Raw genomic sequence first — 20708 nt, 5'->3', positions numbered from 1 at the left:
CATGGCAGCGACGACTCACACCGTGACCAATCAGCCGGAGCCGCTGGTCGGACACGATGTCTTCACGACGGACGCGGCGCTCGGCGAGGGCATCGCCCGGCACATCGCCCCCGACCTCCTCGACCAGGTTCGGGGTGAATTGAGCGACTTGGGGAAGGCGGCCGGTTCGGCACAGGCACAGCGGTGGGGCGTGCAGGCCGACGAAAACCCGCCCGTGCTGCACACCCACGACCGCTACGGCCACCGCGTGGACGAGGTCGCCTTCCACCCGGCCTGGCACCGGCTGCTGGGCCACGCGGTCTCCAGCGGGCTGACCGGCGCCTGGGACCGTCCCGACGGCCATGTGCGGCGCGCCGCCGCCTTCCTGGTGTGGACGCAGACCGAGGCGGGGCACGGCTGTCCGCTGTCGATGACGCACGCGGCGGTGCCCGCGCTGCGCGCCGAGCCCGCCCTGGCCGCGGAGTGGGAACCGCTGCTGACCTCGCGGGTGTACGAGCCGGAGCTGCGGCCGATCGCGCACAAGGCGGGCGCACTGGCCGGGATGGGCATGACGGAGAAGCAGGGCGGCAGCGACGTACGGGCCACCACGACACGGGCCGAGCCGCTGGCCGCGGACGGGGAGTATGTGCTCACCGGCCACAAGTGGTTCTGCTCGGCGCCGATGTCGGACGCCTTCCTCGTACTGGCGCAGGCCTCGCCCACGCGCGGCGAAGGGGGCCTGACCTGCTTCCTGCTGCCGCGCGTCCTGCCGGACGGGACCCGTAACCCCTTTCGCATCCAGCGCCTGAAGGACAAGCTCGGCAACCGCTCCAACGCCTCGGCCGAGGTGGAGTTCGACGGGAGCACCTGGGCGCGGCGGGTGGGCGAGGAGGGCCGGGGCATCGCGACGATCATCGAGATGGTCGCGGCGACCCGGCTGGACTGTGTGACGGCCTCGGCGGCGCTGATGCGGCAGGCGGTGGCGCAGGCGCTGCACCACTGCGCGCGGCGCAGCGCGTTCGGCGGACCGCTGATCGACAAGCCGCTGATGCGCAATGTGCTGGCCGATCTGGCGCTGGAGTCGGAGGCGGCCACGACGCTGGCGCTGCGGCTGGCCGCGGCGATGGACGCGGGCGGCGAACAGGACCGCGCCTTCTTGCGGCTGGCGGTCCCGGTGGCCAAGTACTGGGTGACCAAGCGGTGCACGCCGATGGTGGCGGAGGCCCTGGAGTGCCTGGGCGGCAACGGCTATGTCGAGGAGTCGGGCATGCCGCGGCTGCTGCGCGAGTCCCCGCTGAACTCCGTGTGGGAGGGCACGGGCAACATCCAGGCGCTGGACGTGCTGCGCGCGCTGCGCCGCGAACCGGCCGCGCTGAACGCCCTGTTGACCGAGATCGGCACGGCGCGCGGCGCCGACCACCGGCTGGACGGCGCGATCAGGGCGCTGCTGACCGAGCTCGCCGATCTGGAGGGCATCGAGGCGCGCGGGCGACGGCTGGTGGAGCGGATGGCGCTGGTCCTGCAGGGCGCGCTGCTGGTGCGGTACGCCCCCGCCGAGGTCGCCGACGCCTTCTGCGCCTCCCGCCTGGGCGGCGACCACGGGGCGACGTTCGGCACGCTGCCGCACACGCTGCATCTCGGCGCGATCGTGGAACGGGCCCGCCCCATCGGGCGGTAGGGGCGACGGCACGGGCACCGGCGTGTGGCGCGGCAGCGGAATCCGGCCCCGCTGAGAGGGGGGTGGGGACCGGGTTCCGCCTCCCGCTGCGCCGGCACGACAGCCACGTGGGTGTCCTCCGCCAGGTTCGGCCGGAAACCGACCAGCGCTCCTTGGGCCCCGTCAGCGGCGAGGGCCCGTAGGAGGCCGCCCTGGCCGCCGCGCTCCGCGCCGCACGGGGGCACAGCTCGGTACGCGGCGGCCGGGGCGGGCAACCTGCCGGGCGGGCCGGCCGCTCCGTCGAGCGGCCATCGCGGCCCGTCCAGGACACACCCCTCGCCGGGCGCCGCCGGACGCCCGTCGAGCAGGTCGGCGGCCCAGAGGCGGGGGTCGCCGTGATGTCGCGCCGGCCTGCGGGGCCGCGCCCGGCGTACACCGTCCGCCACCGCGACCACGACGGGAACGGGAGGGCTGGGCACCAAGGTGACCTCTCCTCTCGCACCGCGTGGACGGCTCGCACCGCGGACTGGCTCGCACTGGGCGCCGCTTCCCAGGGGAACGGAGCGACACCAAGAGCCTGTCGGAGGGTGTCCTACGCCACAACGGTTGCAATCCGTTGCATCAGATCCGGCCAAGGTCTCGTCCAGGGCGGCTCGGTGACGGCACCATGGGCGGCATCAAGGGGGACGGTGCACAACGGAGTGATGCGTGAGCGACAGACCGATCGACATGGGAATCTGGTCGGCCCAGGAGGTCCGCGAGACGGCGCGGCGGCTCGCGACGGTCCGCGAGGCCACGCTGGCGGGGAGCGTGCCGCCCACCGCGCCGCGGCCGGTGATCGGTGAGTCCTGGCGGCGGCTGCTGGGCGCCGGGCTGGACCCGGACCGGGACCGGCGGCGCCGGCCGCTGCCCGTGGAGGAGCTGGAGCAGCGGCGCCACACCTCCCAACTGGCCACCGTGCTCGCGGTGCTGGCCGACGGGCTGCTGGCGGCGGCGGACGCCGCCCAGCAGATCATGGTGGTCACCGACGCCGAGGGGCGGGTGCTGTGGCGCGAGGGCTCCGCGCACGTACGGAAGATGGCCGACCGGCACGGCTTCGACATAGGCGCCGACTGGACGGAAGAGACGGTGGGGACCAACGCCATCGGCACCGCGCTGGTGGCCCGCCGCCCCGTACTGGTGCACTCCGCCGAGCACTTCGTACGCACCCACCACGCCTGGACGTGCGCAGCGGCGCCGCTGCACGACCCGCGTGACGGGCGCCTGTTGGGCATCGTGGACCTCAGCGGGCCCGCGCCCGGCTTCCACCCGGCGACGCTGTCGCTGGTCTCAGCGGTCGCCCGGCTCGCCGAGGCCGAGCTGCGCACCCGCCACCACGGCGCCCTGGAGCGGCTGCGGTGCGGCGCCGCGCCGGTGCTGGCCCGCCTGGCGGGCCGGGCGCTGGCGGTGGACCGGGACGGCTGGACGGCGGCGGCCACCGGCATGGCCCCGCCCGACCGGGTGCCGCTGCCCAAGTCCGTGGAGGCCGGGCCGCTGTGGCTGCCCCGCTACGGCATGTGCACCCTGGAGCCGCTGCCCGGCGGCTGGCTGATCCACGTCGACAGCCACCCCGGCGGGCCCGAGCCCAGCCGGGTGCTGCTGGACATCAGCCGGCGCTCGCAGTGGTCGGTCACCGTCACCGGCCCGGCCGGCAGCTGGTCCCACGAACTCAGCCCCCGGCACGCGGAGTTGCTGTACGCGCTGGCGGCCCGCCCCGAGGGGCGCAGCGCCGCCGAGCTGGCGCACGACCTGTTCGGGGACCGGGAGCGTACGGTCACGGTGCGCGCCGAGCTGTCCCGTCTGCGGCGCAAACTGGCCGGTGTGCTGGCCCACCGCCCGTACCGCTTCGCCGACGGCGTGGACGTCGAACTGCGCCTGCCCCGCTGCCCGGGGGACCTGCTCCCGCACTCCACGGCCCCCGCCGTACTGGCCGCCAGGCGGCCGTGAGCTTCACCGGCGGGCACGGCCGGACGGTCACCTCCGCACAGGAGGAGCCCTGGGCGGCCATGCCCGCCAGGAGGGTGCGGGGGCGTCGCGGGCCCGTGATTGGCTGGCGGGCATGAGTATCACCGTGACCACCTGGTCCCTCGAGCAGACCTCGTCCGCCGATCTGGTCCCCGCCGCCGAGCCCGCCCCTGGGCAGGACGTACGGATCGTACGGTCCGAACAGCCCTCGCCCGAGTTCAGCCGCTTCCTCTACACGGCGGTCGGCGGCGACATCCTGTGGACCGACCGGCTGGGGTGGACGTACGCGCAGTGGGAGGAGTTCCTCGGGCGGCCGGGCGTGGAGACCTGGGTCGCCTACGAGCGCGGGACGCCCGCCGGGTACATCGAGCTGGACGCACAGCCCGAAGGGGTCGTGGAGATCAGCTACTTCGGGCTGGTCGCGGCCTTCCGGGGGCGGCGCATCGGCGGACACCTGCTGGCGCAGGGCACCGCGCGGGCCTGGGACCTGGCCGCGCGCTGGCCCGGGCGCGAGGAGACCAAGCGGGTGTGGGTGCACACGTGCAGCAAGGACGGGCCGTACGCGATGGCCAACTACGAGCGCCGCGGCTTCCGCGTCTTCGACACCAGGGTGGCGCAGGAGCCCGAGGTGCCCGCCCCCGGTCCGTGGGCCGGAGCGTAGTCCCAGCTCGTCGAGCGGGCCTTGCGGCGCGCGTGACCGACAACACAGCGTCTCGCTCTGCGGGACGCTGATGTCCATATCTCGGACAATGGTGGACTGGCCGAAGAACGTCGTGCCACGCTTCTGCCATGTCTGAAGCTGGAATTGCCTTGGTGAGTCGGCGGCACGTCGACCTCGGCCGCATGTCCAGCGCTATCTGTCCGGCGAGCTGACCCTGCCCCCACAGGGGCCTTCGGCCCCGGGCAGCACCACCAGCACCACGTCTTCGCCGTCCCCGTCGCAGTGGACGAGCCGGCACCCCTGATCCCGCACGCCGCGGCCCGGTGCGTGACCCGCGCCGCGATACGGCCTGCCCGCACGGGTCAACACGAGTGCCCCGCACCCCCTTTGCTCGCTTGTGCTCCGTTCACCCTCGCCCTCCCTGAGCCGCCCAGAAGGACGTACACCCATGGCTGCCACCTCCGAACGCGCATCCGCCGCCACGCCCCGCCGCAAGGCCGGACGCCACCGCGGCGAGGGCCAGTGGGCGGTGGGCCACTTCACGCCGCTCAACGGCAACGAGCAGTTCAAGAAGGACGACGACGGTCTCAATGTGCGGACACGTATTGAGACGATCTACTCCAAGGCCGGATTCGACTCGATCGACCCCAACGACCTGCGCGGACGGATGCGCTGGTGGGGGCTGTACACCCAGCGCAAGCCCGGGATCGACGGCGGCAAGACCGCGATCCTGGAGCCGGAGGAGCTGGACGACAAGTACTTCATGCTGCGGGTGCGCGTCGACGGCGGGCGGCTGACCACCCAGCAGCTGCGGGTGATCGGCGAGGTGTCCCAGGAGTACGCGCGCGGCACCGCCGACATCACCGACCGGCAGAACATCCAGCTGCACTGGATCCGTATCGAGGACGTGCCCGCCATCTGGGAGAAGCTGGAGGGCGTCGGGCTCTCCACGACCGAGGCGTGCGGCGACTGCCCCCGGGTCATCATCGGCTCGCCGGTGGCCGGCATAGCGGCCGACGAGATCATCGACGGCACGCCCGCCATCGAGGAGATCGAGCGGCGCTTCATCGGCAGCAGGGAATTCTCCAACCTGCCGCGGAAGTTCAAGTCCGCCATCTCCGGCTCGCCGGTGCAGGACGTGGTCCACGAGATCAACGACATCGCCTTCGTGGGCGTCGAGCACCCCGAGCACGGCCCCGGCTTCGACGTGTGGGTGGGCGGCGGGCTGTCCACCAACCCGCGGCTGGGCGAGCGGCTGGGCGCCTGGGTGCCGCTGGAGGACGTCGCGGACGTGTGGGCCGGGGTCGTGGGGATCTTCCGCGACTACGGCTACCGGCGGCTGCGGACCCGCGCCCGGCTGAAGTTCCTGATGGCCGACTGGGGCCCGGTGAAGTTCCGCGAGGTGCTGGAGGAGGAGTACCTGAAGCGGAAGCTGACCGACGGGCCCGCCCCCGCCGAGCCCAGCTCGCGCTGGCGCGACCACATCGGGGTGCACCCGCAGAAGGACGGCCGCTTCTACGTGGGCTTCGCCCCGCGCGTGGGCCGGGTGGACGGCGCCACCCTCACCAAGATCGCCGACCTGGCCGCCGCACACGGCTCGGACCGGCTGAACACCACCGTCGAGCAGAAGATGATCATCCTCGATGTGGCGCAGGACCGCATCGACTCCCTGGTGGCCGGGCTGGAGGCGCTGGACTTCCAGGTGCGCCCCTCACCCTTCAGGCGCGGCACGATGGCCTGCACCGGCATCGAGTTCTGCAAGCTGGCCATCGTCGAGACCAAGGCGCGCGGCGCCTGGCTCATCGACGAACTGGAGCGCAGGATGCCGCAGTTCGAGGAGCCCGTCACCATCAACCTCAACGGCTGCCCCAACGCCTGCGCCCGCATCCAGACCGCCGACATCGGCCTGAAGGGCCAGCTGGTGCTGGACGCCGACGGCAACCAGGTCGAAGGCTTCCAGGTGCACCTGGGCGGCGCGCTCGGCCTCCAGGCGGGCTTCGGCCGCAAGGTCCGCGGCCTGAAGGTCACCGCCGCCGAACTCCCCGACTACATCGAGCGGGTGCTGACCCGATTCCAGGAGCAGCGCGAGGACGGCGAGCGCTTCGCCACCTGGGCCGCCCGCGCGGAGGAAGGTGCGCTCAAGTGACCTCCCGTGCCGCGCCGTTCTACTGCCCGTACTGCGGGGACGAGGACCTGCGCCCCTCCGAGGAGGGCCATGGCGCATGGGAATGCGGGGCCTGCAACCGCGCGTTCCGCCTCTCGTTCCTCGGGCTGCTGACCAAGGGTCTGCGGCCGGACAACGACCAAGGGGGCAGTACGGCATGACAAAGCTGCACAACGCACCGGGCCGGGACACCGATCCGGCCGCGCTCGCCGAGCGGGCGGGCCGCGAACTGGAGGACGCCCCGGCACTGGAGATCCTCACGTGGGCGGCGGACACGTTCGGTTCGCGCTTCTGCGTCACCTCCTCCATGGAGGACGCGGTCGTCGCCCACCTCGCCGCGCGCGCCTTCCCCGGCGTGGACGTGGTCTTCCTGGACACCGGCTACCACTTCCCCGAGACGATCGGCACCCGGGACGCGGTGGCCGAGGTGATGGACGTCAACGTCATCACGCTCACCCCGCGCCGGACGGTGGCCGAGCAGGACGCCGAGTACGGGCCCGCGCTGCACGAGCGCGACCCGGACCTGTGCTGCGCGCTGCGCAAGGTCAAGCCCCTTGAGCAGGGCCTGGGTTCGTACGACGCGTGGGCCACGGGGCTGCGCCGGGACGAGTCGCCGACCCGGGCGAACACCCCGGTGGTGGGCTGGGACGCGCGGCGCCGCAAGGTGAAGGTCTCCCCAATCGCCCGCTGGACCCAGGCGGACGTGGACGCCTACGTGGCCGAGCACGGGGTGCTCACCAACCCGCTGCTGATGGACGGCTACGCCTCGGTGGGCTGCGCGCCCTGCACCCGGCGGGTGCTCGCGGGCGAGGACGCGCGGGCCGGGCGCTGGGCCGGCAGCAACAAGACCGAGTGCGGACTGCACGGATGACCGACACTGAGATATTTCGGGAGAAGCGGATGACGGGCGCCACGGTGTGGCTCACCGGACTGCCGAGCGCGGGCAAGACGACGATCGCCTACGCGCTGGCGGAGCGGCTGCGGAGCCAGGGCCGCCGGGTCGAGGTGCTGGACGGCGACGAGATCCGCGAGTTCCTCTCGGCGGGGCTGGGGTTCTCCCGCGAGGACCGGCACACCAACGTCCAGCGGATCGGCTTCGTCGCCGAACTGCTGGCATCCCAGGGCGTGTTGACGCTGGTGCCGGTCATCGCCCCGTACGCCGACTCGCGCGAGGCGGTGCGCAAGCGCCACCAGAGCGAGGGCACCGGGTACCTGGAGGTGCATGTGGCGACCCCCGTCGAGGTGTGCTCGCAGCGGGACGTGAAGGGCCTGTACGCCAAGCAGGCGGCGGGTGAACTGTCCGGCCTGACCGGGGTCGACGACCCCTACGAGGCGCCGCTCTCGCCCGATCTGCGCATCGAGTCGCACCAGCAGAGCGTGCAGGAGTCCGCGGCGGCGCTGTACGCGCTGCTCACCGAGAGGGGCCTGACATGAGCGCCACCGGGAACGCCGAGGCCGCCGAGGGGGCGGACAGCCCCTACGCCCTGTCCCACCTGGACTTGCTGGAGTCCGAGGCGGTGCACATCTTCCGCGAGGTGGCGGGCGAGTTCGAGCGGCCGGTGATCCTCTTCTCCGGCGGCAAGGACTCCATCGTCATGCTGCACCTGGCGCTGAAGGCGTTCGCCCCCGCGGCCGTCCCCTTCTCGCTGCTGCACGTGGACACCGGCCACAACTTCCCCGAGGTGCTGGCCTACCGGGACAAGGTGGTGGCCGAGCACCGGCTGCGGCTGCACATCGCCTCCGTACAGGACTACCTCGACGACGGGCGGCTGCGCGAGCGCCCCGACGGGACGCGCAACCCGCTGCAGACCGTGCCGCTGACCGAGAAGATCCAGGCCGAGCGGTTCGACGCGGTCTTCGGCGGCGGGCGCCGCGACGAGGAGAAGGCCCGCGCCAAGGAGCGCGTCTTCTCCCTGCGGGACGAGTTCTCGCAGTGGGACCCGCGCCGCCAGCGCCCCGAGCTGTGGCAGCTCTACAACGGCCGCCATGCGCCCGGCGAGCACGTACGGGTCTTCCCGCTGTCCAACTGGACCGAGCTGGACGTGTGGCAGTACATCGCCCGCGAGAAGATCGAACTGCCCGGGATCTACTTCGCCCACGAGCGGGAGGTCTTCGCCCGCAACGGGATGTGGCTGACCGCGGGCGACTGGGGCGGGCCCAAGGACGGCGAGCGCGTCGAGCGGCGGCTGATCCGCTACCGCACCGTCGGCGACATGTCCTGCACCGGCGCGGTGGACTCCGACGCGGTGACGCTGGAGCAGGTCATCGCCGAGATCGCCGCCTCCCGGCTCACCGAGCGCGGCGCCACCCGCGCCGACGACAAGCTCTCCGAGGCCGCGATGGAAGACCGCAAGCGCGAGGGGTACTTCTAACCATGACCACTGTTGTTGACGCGGCGGCCACCACCCTGCTGCGCTTCGCCACCGCCGGGTCCGTGGACGACGGCAAGTCCACCCTGGTCGGACGCCTGCTGCACGACTCCAAGTCGGTGCTCGCCGACCAGCTGGAGGCCGTCGAGCACGCCTCGCGCAGCCGCGGCGCCGAAGGGCCCGACCTGGCCCTGCTCACCGACGGGCTGCGCGCCGAGCGCGAGCAGGGCATCACCATCGACGTCGCCTACCGCTACTTCGCCACGCCCCGGCGCCGCTTCATCCTCGCCGACACCCCCGGGCATGTGCAGTACACCCGCAACATGGTCACCGGCGCCTCCACCGCCGAGCTGGCCGTGGTGCTGGTGGACGCGCGCAACGGCGTGGTCGAGCAGACCCGCCGGCACGCCGCCCTCGCCGCGCTGCTGCGGGTGCCGCACGTGGTGCTGGCCGTGAACAAGATGGACCTGGTGGACTACGCCGAGCCCGTCTTCGCCGCGATCGCCGAGGAATTCACCGCGTACGCGGGCGAGTTGGGCGTGCCGGAGATGACCGCCATTCCCATCTCGGCGCTGGCCGGCGACAACGTCGTGGAGCCTTCCGCGCACATGGACTGGTACGGCGGGCCGACCGTCCTGGAACACCTGGAGACCGTGCCGGTCAGCCACGACCTGGCCACCTGCCCGGCCCGCTTCCCCGTCCAGTACGTCATCCGCCCGCCCGTCGCCCGCCCCCGCCCGCACAACGACGCGCTGCGCGCGGCACCTGCTGGTCAGACCTCCGAGCACCCCGACTACCGGGGCTACGCCGGGCAGATCGCCTCCGGTGCGCTGCGGGTCGGCGAGCAGGTCACCGTACTGCCCTCGGGCCGGACCAGCACCATCAAGGGCATCGACGCGCTGGGCACGTCCGTGGACATCGCCTGGGCGCCGCAGTCGGTGACCCTGCTCCTCTCGGACGACCTGGACATCTCGCGCGGCGACCTGATCGCGCCGACGGCCGGCGCGCCCGCCGTCACGCAGGACGTCGAGGCGACCGTGTGCCATGTCGCCGACCAGCCGCTGACCGTGGGGCACCGGGTGCTGCTCAAGCACACCACCCGCACCGTCAAGGCGATCGTCAAGGAGATCTGCTCCCGGCTCACGCTGGACGACCTCTCCCGGCACCCCGCGCCCGGTCAGCTGGTCGCCAACGACATCGGGCGGGTGGTGCTGCGTACCGCCGAGCCGCTCGCGCTGGACGACTACGCCGACTCCCGGCGTACCGGGTCCTTCCTGCTCATCGACCCGGCCGACGGGACGACGCTGACCGCGGGGATGGCCGGAACCTCCTTTGCCGCCAAGGCTGTCGAGGCGGCGGACGCGGTGGCGGACGACGAGGGATGGGACTTCTGACCATGCGCCGGATGACGGACTTCTTCTCCACCTTCGCCAAGGAAGGCGGCCGCGTCGGCAGCGGTGCGCTCGGCAGCGGCCAGGGAGGGGTCGGGCGATGTGCGTGCTGACCCCGACCACCCGCCGCGTACCCCCCACGCCCCCCTTCCGAAGATCCGCCGAACTGCCGGGCGCGCCCTGACGCGTACCCTCCCGGCCCTACGAGAGGAACCCCTCCCGTGCCTGCCGTACGAAAGCGCCTCCTGGCGGCCGCCGCCACCGTCCCCCTGCTGATCGGCGCGCTGGGCGCGTGCGGCTACGGCTCCCAGGCCAAGACGGACGGCAGGGCCAAGGTCGAGGCGAAGGGCGCCAAGCTCGACGGCCTGGACTCCGTCAAGATCGGCTACTTCGCGAACGTCACCCACGCCACGGCCCTGGTGGGGCAGCACGAGGGCCTGTTCCAGAAGGAGCTGGGCGGCACCAAGATCAAGCCGTATGTCTTCAACGCGGGCCCGTCCGAGATCGAGGCGCTGAACGCGCAGACCATCGACATCGGCTGGATCGGCCCCTCCCCCGCCATCAACGGCTACACCAAGTCCGGCGGCCAGAACCTGAAGATCATCGGCGGTTCGGCGTCCGGAGGGGTCTCGCTCGTGGTCAACCCCGACAAGGTCAAGTCCCTGGAGGACCTGAAGGGCAAGCGGATCGCCACGCCCCAGAAGGGCAACACCCAGGACGTGGCGCTGCTGAACTACCTGGCGGAGAAGGGCCACACGGTCGACGCGCAGACCGGCAAGGGCGATGTCTCGGTGATCCGCCAGGACAACAAGGAGATCCCCACCGCCTTCAAGCAGGGCAGCCTGGACGGCGCCTGGGTGCCCGAGCCCACCGCGTCCAAGCTGGTCGCCGAGGGCGGCAAGGTGCTGCTGGACGAGAAGAAGCTGTGGAAGGACGGGAAGTTCGTCATCACGAACATCATCGTCTCCCAGAAGTTCCTCAAGGAGCACCCCAAGGTCGTCGAGGCCGTGCTGCGCGGGTCGGTGAAGACCAACGCGTGGATCAAGGAGAACCCCGACAAGGCCAAGCAGGCCGTCAACGCGCAGCTGAAGGCTGACGGCGGCAGCGAACTGCCCGCCAAGGTGCTCGACCCCGCGTTCAAGAACGTCGATGTGCTGGACGACCCGCTGGCCTCGACGCTGGGCGACGAGGCGGACCACGCGGTGAAGGCCGGCCTGCTGACCGCGCCGAACCTGAAGAACATCTACGACCTCACGCTCCTCAACAAGGTGCTCAAGGCCGAGGGGCGGCCCACGGTCGGCGCGGCCGGCCTGGGCGCCCAGTAGCCGCGCACGCGGCGTCCCGCCACGGATCTCCACCGATCTCCACCGATCTCCACTGATCTCCGCGGATCTCCACCACAGAACTGCACGACGGATCTGCACCGCAGCGCCCGCACCCCAGTTCTCGCACCAGCTCGGTACCCAGGAGGTGACACCGATGACGACCACCACTCTCACCCGGCAGGCCACGGCAGCCGACAGCACCGCGGTCTCCTACGCGGCCCGGATCGACCATGTCTCCAAGTCGTTCGGACGTCCCGGCGCGCAGCAGCACGTGCTGGACGACATAGCGCTCGATGTCGCGCCCGGTGAGTTCGTCTGCCTCCTGGGCGCCTCGGGCTGCGGGAAGTCCACGCTGCTCAACCTGGTGGCCGGGCTGGACGCGCCGACCGCCGGAGCCATCGACGTACCCGGCGGGCGGCCCGCCCTGATGTTCCAGGAACACGCCCTGTTCCCGTGGCTGACGGCGGGCCGCAACATCGAACTCGCCCTCAAGCTGCGCGGGATGCCCCGCCCGGAGCGACGCCCCGAGGCCGAGCGGCTGCTGGAGCTCGTACGCCTGAAGGGCGCGTACGGCAAGCGGGTGCACGAGCTGTCGGGCGGAATGCGGCAGCGGGTGGCGATGGCGCGGGCGCTGGCCCAGGACAGCCAACTGCTGCTGATGGACGAGCCGTTCGCGGCGCTGGACGCCATCACCCGCGATGTGCTGCACGACGAGCTGACCCGCATCTGGGCGGAGACCAGGCTGTCGGTCCTGTTCGTCACGCACAACGTGCGCGAGGCGGTGCGGCTCGCGCAGCGCGTGGTGCTGCTGTCCTCGCGGCCGGGGCGGATCGCGCGCCAGTGGACGGTGGACATCCCGCAGCCGCGCCGCATCGAGGACACGGCCGTCGCCGAACTCTCCGTAGAGATCACCGAACAGCTCCGTGGGGAGATCCGCCGACATGGCCAGCACTGAATCGACTTCTGCTCCATCGACATCTGCTTCGTCGGCTTCTGCTTCGTCGACATCTGCTTCGTCGACATCTGCTTCGTCGACATCTGCTTCGTCGACATCTGCTTCATCGGCTTCGCCGCCGTCGGGTTCGCAGACCGCTGAGCGGTCCGCCGCACCGTCCTTGGCCAAGAGTCCCGCGTCCGGGCCGGAGTCCCCGGCGCGGCCGGCGACCGGCGGTGGCGGTGACGGTGCCGGTGCCGGCGGCAGTGCCGGTGGCGGCGGCAGTGCCGGTCACGGCCGTGCGGATGTCGCGGGCCTGGAGGCCGGGCTCGACGCGCTGGAGACCTCCGTCGTCAGCCGCCCGCCGCTGCTGCGCACGCTGCTGGCCAAGGCCGGGCCGCCGCTGATCGCCGTACTGCTCGTGCTGGCGCTGTGGCAGCTCGCCTACCACCTCGAACTCAAGCCGCACTACCAGCTGCCGGGCCCGCTCGACGTGGCCCGCTCCATCCAGGACAAGTGGCTGGACGGGACGCTGCTGGGCTACGTCTGGCAGAGCGTCTCGCGCGGCGCGCTCGGCTTCGCCGCCGCGCTCGCCATCGGCACGCCGCTCGGACTGCTGGTCGCCCGGGTCCGCGTCGTACGCGCCGCCATCGGACCCATCCTCTCCGGGCTCCAGTCGCTGCCCTCGGTGGCCTGGGTGCCCGCCGCGATCATCTGGTTCGGCATCACCGACGCCACCATCTACGCGGTGATCCTGCTGGGCGCCGTACCCTCCATCGCCAACGGCCTGGTCGCGGGCGTCGACCAGATCCCGCCGCTCTTCCTGCGGGCCGGGCGCACGATCGGCGCCACGGGACTCGCGGGCGTACGCCACGTACTGCTGCCCGCCGCGCTGCCCGGCTACCTCGCGGGCCTCAAGCAGGGCTGGGCGTTCTCCTGGCGCTCGCTGATGGCCGCCGAACTCATCGCCACCTCCCCCGACCTGGGCGCCGGCCTCGGCCAGCTCCTGGACCAGGGCCGGGTGGACTCCGACCTCTCGCTCGTCCTGGCCGCCATCCTGCTGATCCTCGTCGTCGGCATCGGCATCGAGCTGCTGATCTTCGCGCCGATAGAGCGCCGTGTGCTGCGCAGCCGCGGCCTGCTCGCGAGCGCCCGCTGACCGCACCGAACGGACCTCTCCCATGTACGCCCACCCTCGCGCCCACGGACCGGCACAGCCGCCGCCCACCCTGCTGGTCATCGCGCACGGCAGCCGCGACCCCCGCCATGCGGCGACGGTCGGCGCGCTGTGCGCGCGGGCGGCGGCGCTGCGCCCTGGGCTGCGCGTCGAGGTCGGCTATCTGGACTTCAACGCGCCGAGCGTGCCGCGGGTCCTGGAACGGCTGGACGCGGAGGGCGTACGCGACGTCGTCGTCCTCCCCCTGCTGCTCACCCGCGCCTTCCACGCCAAGTCCGACATCCCCGCCGTACTGCGGGAGTCCGCGGCCCGCCTGCCGCGGCTGGCCCTCCACCAGGCCGAGGTCCTCGGCCCCTCCCCGCTGCTGACCGCCGCGCTGGAACGGCGGCTGTACGAAGCCGGGCTGCGGCCCGGCGACCGCGGCTCGACCGGGGTCGTACTGGCCTCGGCGGGCTCCACCGACCCGGAGGCGATCGCAGTGATCGCACACGTCGCGCGGGAGTGGCGGCGTACCGCTGGCTGGTATGCCGTGCGCCCTGCGTTCGCCTCCGCTTCCCTCCCCCGCACCGAGGACGCCGTGCGCGCCCTGCGCGCCGAGGGCGCCGCGCGGGTGGCCGTCGCCCCGTACGTCATCGCCCCCGGCTTCCTGCCCGACCGCATCGCCCGCGGCGCCGCCGAAGCCGACACCCTGGCCTCCGTCCTGGGCCCCGCCCCCGAACTGGCCCGCCTCCTCACCGACCGCTACGACCAGGCGCTGACACCACACGAGACGGCCCTGATCGCCTGACAACCGGGGCATCCGCACCGCCCTCACCTGACCACCACCCCGGTGACGTACGTGAGCACCGCCACCCCCACCGTCAGCGCCCCACCGAAGGCGACGCCGCCGCGCAGCAGGGCGGAGGCCCGACTGGCCCCTCCCACCCTCGCGAGCACCCCCGCCCCGACGCCGACCAGTACGGCGAACAACACCGCGACGGCCAGCGCCAGGCCCGCCATCGCCACCACCGTCAGCTCCTGACTCACAGCACTTCCTCCTCGCTCCGCACCGCTCCTGGCCACCAACTTCGCGGATTCCCCGTTCGCCACCGTTCGGCCGTACGAAAATGAACGCCCAGGGACGTGGGAGGAGATGTGTGAGCCGCTCGCCAGCACACCAACAGCAGTTGCTGCTGGATGACTTGGGGAACACGCTGCGGCGGCTCAGGGCCGAGCGCAGACTGACGGTGGAGGCACTGACCCGCCGCTCCGGGCTCGGGCGCACCACGGTCAGCCAGGCCCTCAACGGCCGTTCGGTGCCGTCCGAGGACACGGTGGTGGCGCTGGCCAAGGTGCTCCGTACGGACGCCGGCCCGCTGCTGGAGCTCCGGGCGCGGGCGGACGCCGCCGCGGTGCCCGATGCGCTCAATGCCCCCACGTCATCAGCCGATGCCGCCTTCGAAGAGCGCTACCGGCGCTATGTCATCGACCGCTACCGCCAACTGACCGTCGTCGGACTGGACCTGAGCCATCCAGGCCGGACCTGCTGGCCGCTGGACACCGCCTATCTCAGCCTGGAGCTGGCCGACTCCGGCGGCTCTGGCGCCCGGTCACCGGAGCGCGACGCCCCCTTGCGCGTGGAGCGGGCCGAACGAGCCCTGGCAGGCAAGGAACGCACCCTCGTACGCGGGCTCGCGGGCAGCGGCAAGACCACCCTCCTCCAGTGGCTCGCGGTGGCCACCGCACGCCGTCAACTCCCCCAGGAGTTGGCGTCCCTGTCGGAGTTCGTCCCCTTCGTCCTTCCGCTGCGCGCCCTCGTCCGCCAGGCGGCCCTGCCGCCGCCGGACCGCTTTCTGTCGTCCACCGGCAGCATGCTCGCCGCCGCCCAGCCCGCGGGCTGGGCGGACCGCGTGCTGACCGCCGGGCGCGGGCTGCTGCTCATCGACGGCATCGACGAAGTGCCCCAGCAGTCCCGCGACCACACCCGGCAGTGGCTGGCCGAACTCCTGGCCACCTACCCGCGCGGCCGCTTCCTGGTGACCACCCGCCCCTCGGCGGTGCCCGAGGGCTGGCTGTCCGAGGCGGCCTTCGCGGAACTGACGGTCCGCCCGATGAACCGGCAGGACATCACCGTCTTCGTCACCCGCTGGCATTCCGCCGTCCGCTCCGGGCTCAGCGACCAGGAGGAACGCGCCGCCGTCGACGTCCTGGAGGCGAATCTCAAGGACGCGATCCGCGCCCAGCACGAGCTGGCCGAGCTGGCCACTACCCCTCTCATGTGCGCGCTGATCTGTGCCCTGCACCGGGACCGCCGCGGACATCTGCCCAACGGCCGTATGGAGTTGTACGAGGCGGCCCTGTCCATGCTCCTCGTCCGCAGGGACAACGAGCGCGGCATCGCCACCCCCGAGGGCATCGAGCTCACCCAGCACCAGAGCGTCCAGCTCCTCCAGCGCCTGGCCTACTGGCTGATCCGCAACGGCCAGTCCGAGATGGACCAGGAGACCGCCCTCGGGCTGCTCGACGAGGCGCTGCCCGCCATGCCGGACGTCTCCTGCCAGGGCGACACCTCACGGCTCCTGTCCCACCTCGTCTCCCGCAGCGGGCTGCTGCGCCGCCCCAGCGCCGACACCATCGAATTCGTCCACCGCACCTTCCAGGACTATCTCGGCGCGAAGGCAGCCGTCGAGGCCCGCGATCTGGGCCTGCTGGTCCGCCAGGCCCACGACGACCTGTGGGAGGACGTCCTGCGCATGGCCGTCGCCCACGCCCGCCCGTCCGAACGCGCCACCCTCCTGCGCCGTTTGATCACCCGCGGCGACCGCACCGCCAAGCACCGCACCCGCCTGCACCTGCTGGCCATGGCCTGCCTGGAACAGGCCACGGAGCTGGATCCTGCGGTGCGCGCGGAGGTGGAATCCCGCACCGCGGCACTGCTGCCGCCGCGCAGTTGGGCCGAGGCCAGGAAACTCGCAGCCGCCGGGCGCGTGATCCTGGGGCTCCTGCCCGGCCCGGACGGATTGGCGGAGGACGAAGCCCGTGCGGTGGCCCAGACGGCGCGCATGGTCGGCGGCAACGGTGTCGCCGTCCTGAAGAGATTCCGAAATCATCCAAGCCGCTTGGTCGCATCCGAACTGGCCCTGTCCTGGGTGTCCTTCGACATTGACGAGTATGCGGAAGAAGTCCTTTCCCATGTGACGGAACCAGATGTCCAGATCTACGTGGAACGCCATGCGCAATTGAAGTGGCTCGGCAGATTGACGCAGCAGAGCCGCCTCTCTTTCAACGGACCCTTCACGCCGGACGATGTGCTGGCTGCGCTCACCCTTCCTCAGGTCACACACCTCAGCCTCGCCGGTCCTTGCACGAGTGATATCTCCTATGTCCGTTCGCTTCCGTCACTTCGCGACCTCCATCTGAGCGGATTCCAGAGCACCGCCGGCCTCAGCCCCATCGCCCAAGCACCCTTGACGAACCTCGCGCTGTGGCACGGACAACAGCCGATAAGCCTCATCCCACTCACTCCGGTCACCACTCTTCGCGAACTGAATCTGAACACACCCCTCATTCACGACTCGGTGCAGCACTTCCCCTCCCTTCCTGAACTCCGACGCCTCTATGTCTGGGAAAGGACCTGCGAGACGACGCGCCTCGTCGGGATCAGCAGATATCAGAGTCTCGAGTTCGTCAGCTACGTCAGCTCGATGACGACGTCCGCCGATCACGCCGAGATCGCCCGATTGCCCAAGCTGAGCGCAATGCAGCTCTACCTACAGGACGTCCGCCGGCTCGCCACACACCCCGTCATGCCGAACGTGACGACACTCACCCTCAACACACCCTTGGGGTACGGCGATCTGACCCCCGTCAAACACGCTTTCCCCGGCCTGAAACGCCTCGTCCTCTTCTCCAACGCGGAGGCACTGCGAGAACTCGACCTCTCCCCGCTGTCGGACCTGGACGGGCTCACCGTCTCGATCACCGACGCCGACCATGTCCTGGGGACGGAAGCCTTCCCACCGGGCACCGTCACACTGCGCCCCCGGCCACGGGCCTAGCCGCCGGGCAGTCCGCCCGGCCCTTCTCGTACACCGTCAGGCCGCGCGCCAAGCGCAGGGGAACCAGCACCAGTTCGACGACAAGGGCCTTCCAGGCGTAGACGAGGTTCACGGCCTTGGTGGCGTAGACGCACGGGAGGTTGAGGATGACGCGCCATGGGGAGAGGTGGCGTTTTCGGGTGGCGTAGAGGAGGGGTGGGAGGGTCAGGAGGAGTTCGGTGGCGGTCCACCAGGTGAGGGTGGTGGACAGGGGGTGGTCGGTGAGGGCGGTGGTGAGGAAGGGGGTGGCCCACCAGAGGGGGGCGGTGAGGATTTCGAGGAGGGCGAGGAGGACCCAGAGGGCCAGGAGGGGTTTGCGGGTGAGGAGTTGTGGGAGGTGGAGGCGGACGTTCTGGCAGAAGCCGGCCATCCAGCGCCAGACCTGTTTGCGGAGGTAGGTCAGGGATTCGGGGTCGGCGGCCCAGGCCTGGGCGGCGGAGACGTAGACCGCGCGGCGGCCGGTGATCTGCTGGGACCAGGTGTAGTCCATGTCCTCGACGATGGTGCGGGTCGGGAAGCCGCCGAAGGCGAGCAGGTCGGTGCGGCGGAAGGCGGAGCAGCAGCCCGAGCAGACCAGCGGGCTGTTGGCGCGGGCCTGGATGGGGCGGTGCCAGTGGAAGCCGAAGAGGTATTCCGTGGAGCGGCCGCGCTCCCAGAGGGTCCGGGTGTGGCGGGTCTGGACGTTGCCCGCGGCGACGGTGACGCGCGGGTCGTCGAAGGCGGGGACGATCTTCTCGATGTAGTCGGGCGCGAGGACGGTGTCGGCGTCGACGGCCAGGACCAGGTCGGTGGTGCAGTGGGCGAGGGCGTAGTTCTGCGCCTTGGCCTTGCTGCCGAGGTTGCGGGGCGGGCGCAGGACGGTCGCGCCGTACGAGGCCGCGACCTCGCCCGTACGGTCGGTCGAGGCGTCGTCGACGACGATGACGCGGTCAGGCGGGACGGTCTGGCGCCGGACGGATTCCAGCGTCGCGGGCAGGCCGTCCTGTTCGTTGTGGGCCGGCACGATGACCGTGACGCCGGGTGTCCGCCGACGCGTTGCGCCGGGTGTACTGGTCGGTTGTGTGCGCTGCTGCATGAGCTCCCCCGAGCTTGCGTACCACGTCGGCCGCAGCGACGACCAGGCCGATCGCGCCGTAGACGACGGTGCTGATGCCGATGAACGGCAGTCCTCCGTGCATGTCACCGACGGTAGCGAGAAGGGGAGTTGCGGGTGGAACGGAGGGAGCCTCCTGTGGATGAGCCGGGCAGCAGGGTCACTCACACGGGTGACGGAGTTGTCGACACCGCGGTCCGGCTCCCGCGCCCGACCCACAACGCAACCGACCGCCGTGCCCCGTGGGGGCGGGCACGACGGTCGGTTGAGGGTGCTGAAGTGGGGCGGCGAGTGGTTACTCGACGACCTTCAGCAGCTTGTTGGGGGTGCCTTCGCTCGGGTTCTTGATCTTGTCGGGCGTGGCACCGTCGGTCAGCGCCTTGGCGACCGCGTCAGGGGTGGCGTCCTTGTGGGCACCCAGGTAGACGGCGGCGGCACCCACGACGTGCGGGGTGGCCATCGACGTACCGGAGATGGTCTTGGTGCCGTCGTCGCTGTCGTTCCAGGACGAGGTGATGTCCGAGCCGGGGGCGTAGAGGTCCACGACGCTGCCGAAGTTGGAGAAGTCGGACTGGTCGTCGGTGTTGGTGCTGGAGGCGACCGTGATGGCCTCCTTGACCCGGGCCGGGGAGCTCTGGGCCGCGTCGGCGGACTCGTTGCCCGCCGCGACGCCGAAGGTGACGCCGGAGGCGATGGCCTTCTTGACGGCCGCGTCCAGGGCCTCGTCCACGCCACCGCCGAGGGACATGTTGGCGACCGAGGGGCCCTTGTGGTTCTTGGTCACCCAGTCGATGCCCGCGACGACCTGCTCGGTGCTGCCGGAGCCCTGGTCGTCCAGGACCCGGACGGCCACGATCTTGGCCTTCTTGGCGACGCCGTGCGCCTTTCCGGCGATGGTGCCCGCGACATGCGTGCCGTGGCCGTTGCCGTCGCTGGCATCGTTGTCGTTGTCGATGGCGTCGAAGCCGGAGGAGGCGCGGCCCTCGAAGTCCTTGTGCGAGATGCGCACACCGGTGTCGATGACGTACGCGGTGACGCCCTCACCGGCGCTGTCGGGGTAGTTGTACTTCTTGTCGCCCTGGGTGTCGGCCTGGTCGATCCGGTCCAGACCCCACGACGGCGGGTTGTCCTGGGTGCCGCTGATGTGGAACTTCTTGTTCTGGACGACCTTGTCGACGGCCGGGTCGGCGGCGAGCTGCTTGGCCTCGTCGGCGCTGAGCCCGGTGGCCGAGAAGCCGTTCAGGGCGGAGCTGTAGGTGCGCTTGACCGTGCCGCCGTACTTGGCGGCGAGGTCCTTGTTCTCGGCCGTGCGGGCGGAGAAGGACTTCGCGGACTGCTTGAGCATGACGATGTAGCTGCCGCTGACGGCACCCTTGGCCTCGGCGCCGTAGACCTTGCCCTCGGCGGGGGCGGCCGCGCCCGCGGTGACCGCGGTGACGGTGGCGATGCCGGTGGCGGCCACGACGGCGGCTATGCCCGTGATGAGACGCTTCCTGCTGGAACGCTTGTGAGCGTGAGCCATTGCGAGGATTCTCCTCGTTCGTGGTGTGGGGGGAAAGCGTTGTGCGACAGCCCGGACGAAGAGGAAGATCTCCGCCGGGCTGGCTCGAAACCCTGTCGGATTGACGGGTCCAATTCAAGGCCGGCCCGGCGTTGTGAGATAGGCAACAACCCTTCATAAATGCATAGGTTGCAGAAATGGGCATATAGCGCCGCCGAGTTGAGGCGTGGACACTCAACTCCGTTTACATTCAGGCAACAGACGGCGTCGCCCGGCGAACAGTGTGCAGGACCGGTCGCTTTGTTGTCAGCAGGTGACCGGCAGGCCATCGGCGGATGATCAGTGACGCAGCGGTGGGGGGGGGGGGGGGGGGGGGG

18 protein-coding genes are annotated in these 20708 nt (G+C 71.3%); 15 read left to right on the top strand and 3 right to left on the bottom strand.

Annotated features, from left to right (window positions below; genetic code table 11):
- Nucleotide 1: 1 nt before the first annotated feature.
- From AC4IJH_RS03060 to AC4IJH_RS02995, 14 genes are all read left to right on the top strand, one after another.
- On the top strand, nt 2-1657 hold the full coding sequence (locus AC4IJH_RS03060) for an acyl-CoA dehydrogenase family protein (RefSeq protein WP_490849896.1): 1656 nt from the start codon (nt 2-4) through the stop codon (nt 1655-1657).
- Between the two features lie 687 nt (nt 1658-2344).
- Entirely contained in the window at nt 2345-3622 is a 1278-nt protein-coding gene (locus AC4IJH_RS03055; RefSeq protein WP_490849895.1) for a helix-turn-helix domain-containing protein, read from the top strand.
- Nucleotides 3623-3734: 112 nt separating this feature from the next.
- The gene (locus AC4IJH_RS03050) at nt 3735-4301 is read left to right on the top strand and encodes a GNAT family N-acetyltransferase (protein WP_490849894.1); all 567 of its coding nucleotides are present in this window, start codon (nt 3735-3737) and stop codon (nt 4299-4301) included.
- Nucleotides 4302-4429: 128 nt separating this feature from the next.
- Complete coding sequence (locus AC4IJH_RS03045; protein WP_490850032.1) at nt 4430-4513, top strand: putative leader peptide; 84 nt, start codon at nt 4430-4432, stop codon at nt 4511-4513.
- A 236-nt stretch (nt 4514-4749) separates the two neighbouring features.
- Nucleotides 4750-6447: a nitrite/sulfite reductase gene (locus AC4IJH_RS03040; RefSeq protein WP_490849893.1), complete on the top strand. Its 1698-nt coding sequence runs from the start codon at nt 4750-4752 to the stop codon at nt 6445-6447.
- On the top strand, nt 6444-6626 hold the full coding sequence (locus AC4IJH_RS03035; protein WP_490849892.1) for a hypothetical protein: 183 nt from the start codon (nt 6444-6446) through the stop codon (nt 6624-6626). The genes AC4IJH_RS03040 and AC4IJH_RS03035 overlap by 4 nt, the downstream gene beginning before the upstream one ends.
- The gene (locus AC4IJH_RS03030; protein WP_490849891.1) at nt 6623-7336 is read left to right on the top strand and encodes a phosphoadenylyl-sulfate reductase; all 714 of its coding nucleotides are present in this window, start codon (nt 6623-6625) and stop codon (nt 7334-7336) included. Before AC4IJH_RS03035 ends, AC4IJH_RS03030 begins: the two co-directional genes overlap by 4 nt.
- Nucleotides 7337-7365: 29 nt before the next feature.
- Nucleotides 7366-7899, top strand: a complete 534-nt coding sequence (gene cysC / locus AC4IJH_RS03025; RefSeq protein WP_490850031.1) for an adenylyl-sulfate kinase — start codon at nt 7366-7368, stop codon at nt 7897-7899.
- Complete coding sequence (gene cysD / locus AC4IJH_RS03020) at nt 7896-8837, top strand: sulfate adenylyltransferase subunit CysD (protein ID WP_490849890.1); 942 nt, start codon at nt 7896-7898, stop codon at nt 8835-8837. The genes cysC and cysD overlap by 4 nt, the downstream gene beginning before the upstream one ends.
- Before the next feature lie 2 nt (nt 8838-8839).
- Complete coding sequence (locus AC4IJH_RS03015) at nt 8840-10228, top strand: sulfate adenylyltransferase subunit 1 (protein ID WP_490849889.1); 1389 nt, start codon at nt 8840-8842, stop codon at nt 10226-10228.
- A 218-nt stretch (nt 10229-10446) separates the two neighbouring features.
- Entirely contained in the window at nt 10447-11550 is a 1104-nt protein-coding gene (locus AC4IJH_RS03010) for an aliphatic sulfonate ABC transporter substrate-binding protein (protein WP_490849888.1), read from the top strand.
- A 154-nt stretch (nt 11551-11704) separates the two neighbouring features.
- Nucleotides 11705-12505: an ABC transporter ATP-binding protein gene (locus AC4IJH_RS03005; protein WP_490849887.1), complete on the top strand. Its 801-nt coding sequence runs from the start codon at nt 11705-11707 to the stop codon at nt 12503-12505.
- Between the two features lie 160 nt (nt 12506-12665).
- Complete coding sequence (locus AC4IJH_RS03000) at nt 12666-13643, top strand: ABC transporter permease (RefSeq protein WP_490849886.1); 978 nt, start codon at nt 12666-12668, stop codon at nt 13641-13643.
- Nucleotides 13644-13665: 22 nt separating this feature from the next.
- On the top strand, nt 13666-14448 hold the full coding sequence (locus AC4IJH_RS02995; protein WP_490849885.1) for a sirohydrochlorin chelatase: 783 nt from the start codon (nt 13666-13668) through the stop codon (nt 14446-14448).
- A gap of 23 nt (nt 14449-14471) precedes the next feature.
- Here AC4IJH_RS02995 and AC4IJH_RS02990 read toward each other — a convergent pair whose 3' ends face one another.
- Nucleotides 14472-14687, bottom strand: coding sequence for a hypothetical protein (locus AC4IJH_RS02990; RefSeq protein ID WP_490849884.1), 216 nt, complete (start codon nt 14685-14687; stop codon nt 14472-14474).
- Nucleotides 14688-14797: 110 nt separating this feature from the next.
- On the opposite strand from AC4IJH_RS02990, the gene AC4IJH_RS02985 reads away from it, so the two are divergent.
- Entirely contained in the window at nt 14798-17698 is a 2901-nt protein-coding gene (locus tag AC4IJH_RS02985; protein ID WP_490849883.1) for an NACHT domain-containing protein, read from the top strand.
- Here the strand turns inward: AC4IJH_RS02985 and AC4IJH_RS02980 are convergent.
- Nucleotides 17670-18812: a glycosyltransferase family 2 protein gene (locus AC4IJH_RS02980; protein ID WP_490849882.1), complete on the bottom strand. Its 1143-nt coding sequence runs from the start codon at nt 18810-18812 to the stop codon at nt 17670-17672. The genes AC4IJH_RS02985 and AC4IJH_RS02980 overlap by 29 nt on opposite strands.
- Before the next feature lie 313 nt (nt 18813-19125).
- Entirely contained in the window at nt 19126-20352 is a 1227-nt protein-coding gene (locus AC4IJH_RS02975; RefSeq protein WP_490849881.1) for a S8 family peptidase, read from the bottom strand.
- Between the last annotated feature and the right edge of the window lie 356 nt (nt 20353-20708).

This window comes from Streptomyces sp. UF-297 (assembly GCF_058245575.1).
This window is presented reverse-complemented; position numbering and strand designations above follow the sequence as displayed.

Bases quoted from the DNA above. Each gene is read 5' to 3' on its own strand.
- AC4IJH_RS03060 (WP_490849896.1), top strand. From the start codon at position 2: ATGGCAGCGACGACTCACACCGTGACCAATCAGCCGGAGCCGCTGGTC.
- AC4IJH_RS03050 (WP_490849894.1), top strand. From the start codon at position 3,735: ATGAGTATCACCGTGACCACCTGGTCCCTCGAGCAGACCTCGTCCGCC.
- AC4IJH_RS03045 (WP_490850032.1), top strand. From the start codon at position 4,430: ATGTCTGAAGCTGGAATTGCCTTGGTGAGTCGGCGGCACGTCGACCTC.
- AC4IJH_RS03040 (WP_490849893.1), top strand. From the start codon at position 4,750: ATGGCTGCCACCTCCGAACGCGCATCCGCCGCCACGCCCCGCCGCAAG.
- AC4IJH_RS03030 (WP_490849891.1), top strand. From the start codon at position 6,623: ATGACAAAGCTGCACAACGCACCGGGCCGGGACACCGATCCGGCCGCG.
- cysC (WP_490850031.1), top strand. From the start codon at position 7,366: ATGACGGGCGCCACGGTGTGGCTCACCGGACTGCCGAGCGCGGGCAAG.
- cysD (WP_490849890.1), top strand. From the start codon at position 7,896: ATGAGCGCCACCGGGAACGCCGAGGCCGCCGAGGGGGCGGACAGCCCC.
- AC4IJH_RS03015 (WP_490849889.1), top strand. From the start codon at position 8,840: ATGACCACTGTTGTTGACGCGGCGGCCACCACCCTGCTGCGCTTCGCC.
- AC4IJH_RS03005 (WP_490849887.1), top strand. From the start codon at position 11,705: ATGACGACCACCACTCTCACCCGGCAGGCCACGGCAGCCGACAGCACC.
- AC4IJH_RS02995 (WP_490849885.1), top strand. From the start codon at position 13,666: ATGTACGCCCACCCTCGCGCCCACGGACCGGCACAGCCGCCGCCCACC.
- AC4IJH_RS02980 (WP_490849882.1), bottom strand. From the start codon at position 18,812: ATGCAGCAGCGCACACAACCGACCAGTACACCCGGCGCAACGCGTCGG.
- AC4IJH_RS02975 (WP_490849881.1), bottom strand. From the start codon at position 20,352: ATGGCTCACGCTCACAAGCGTTCCAGCAGGAAGCGTCTCATCACGGGC.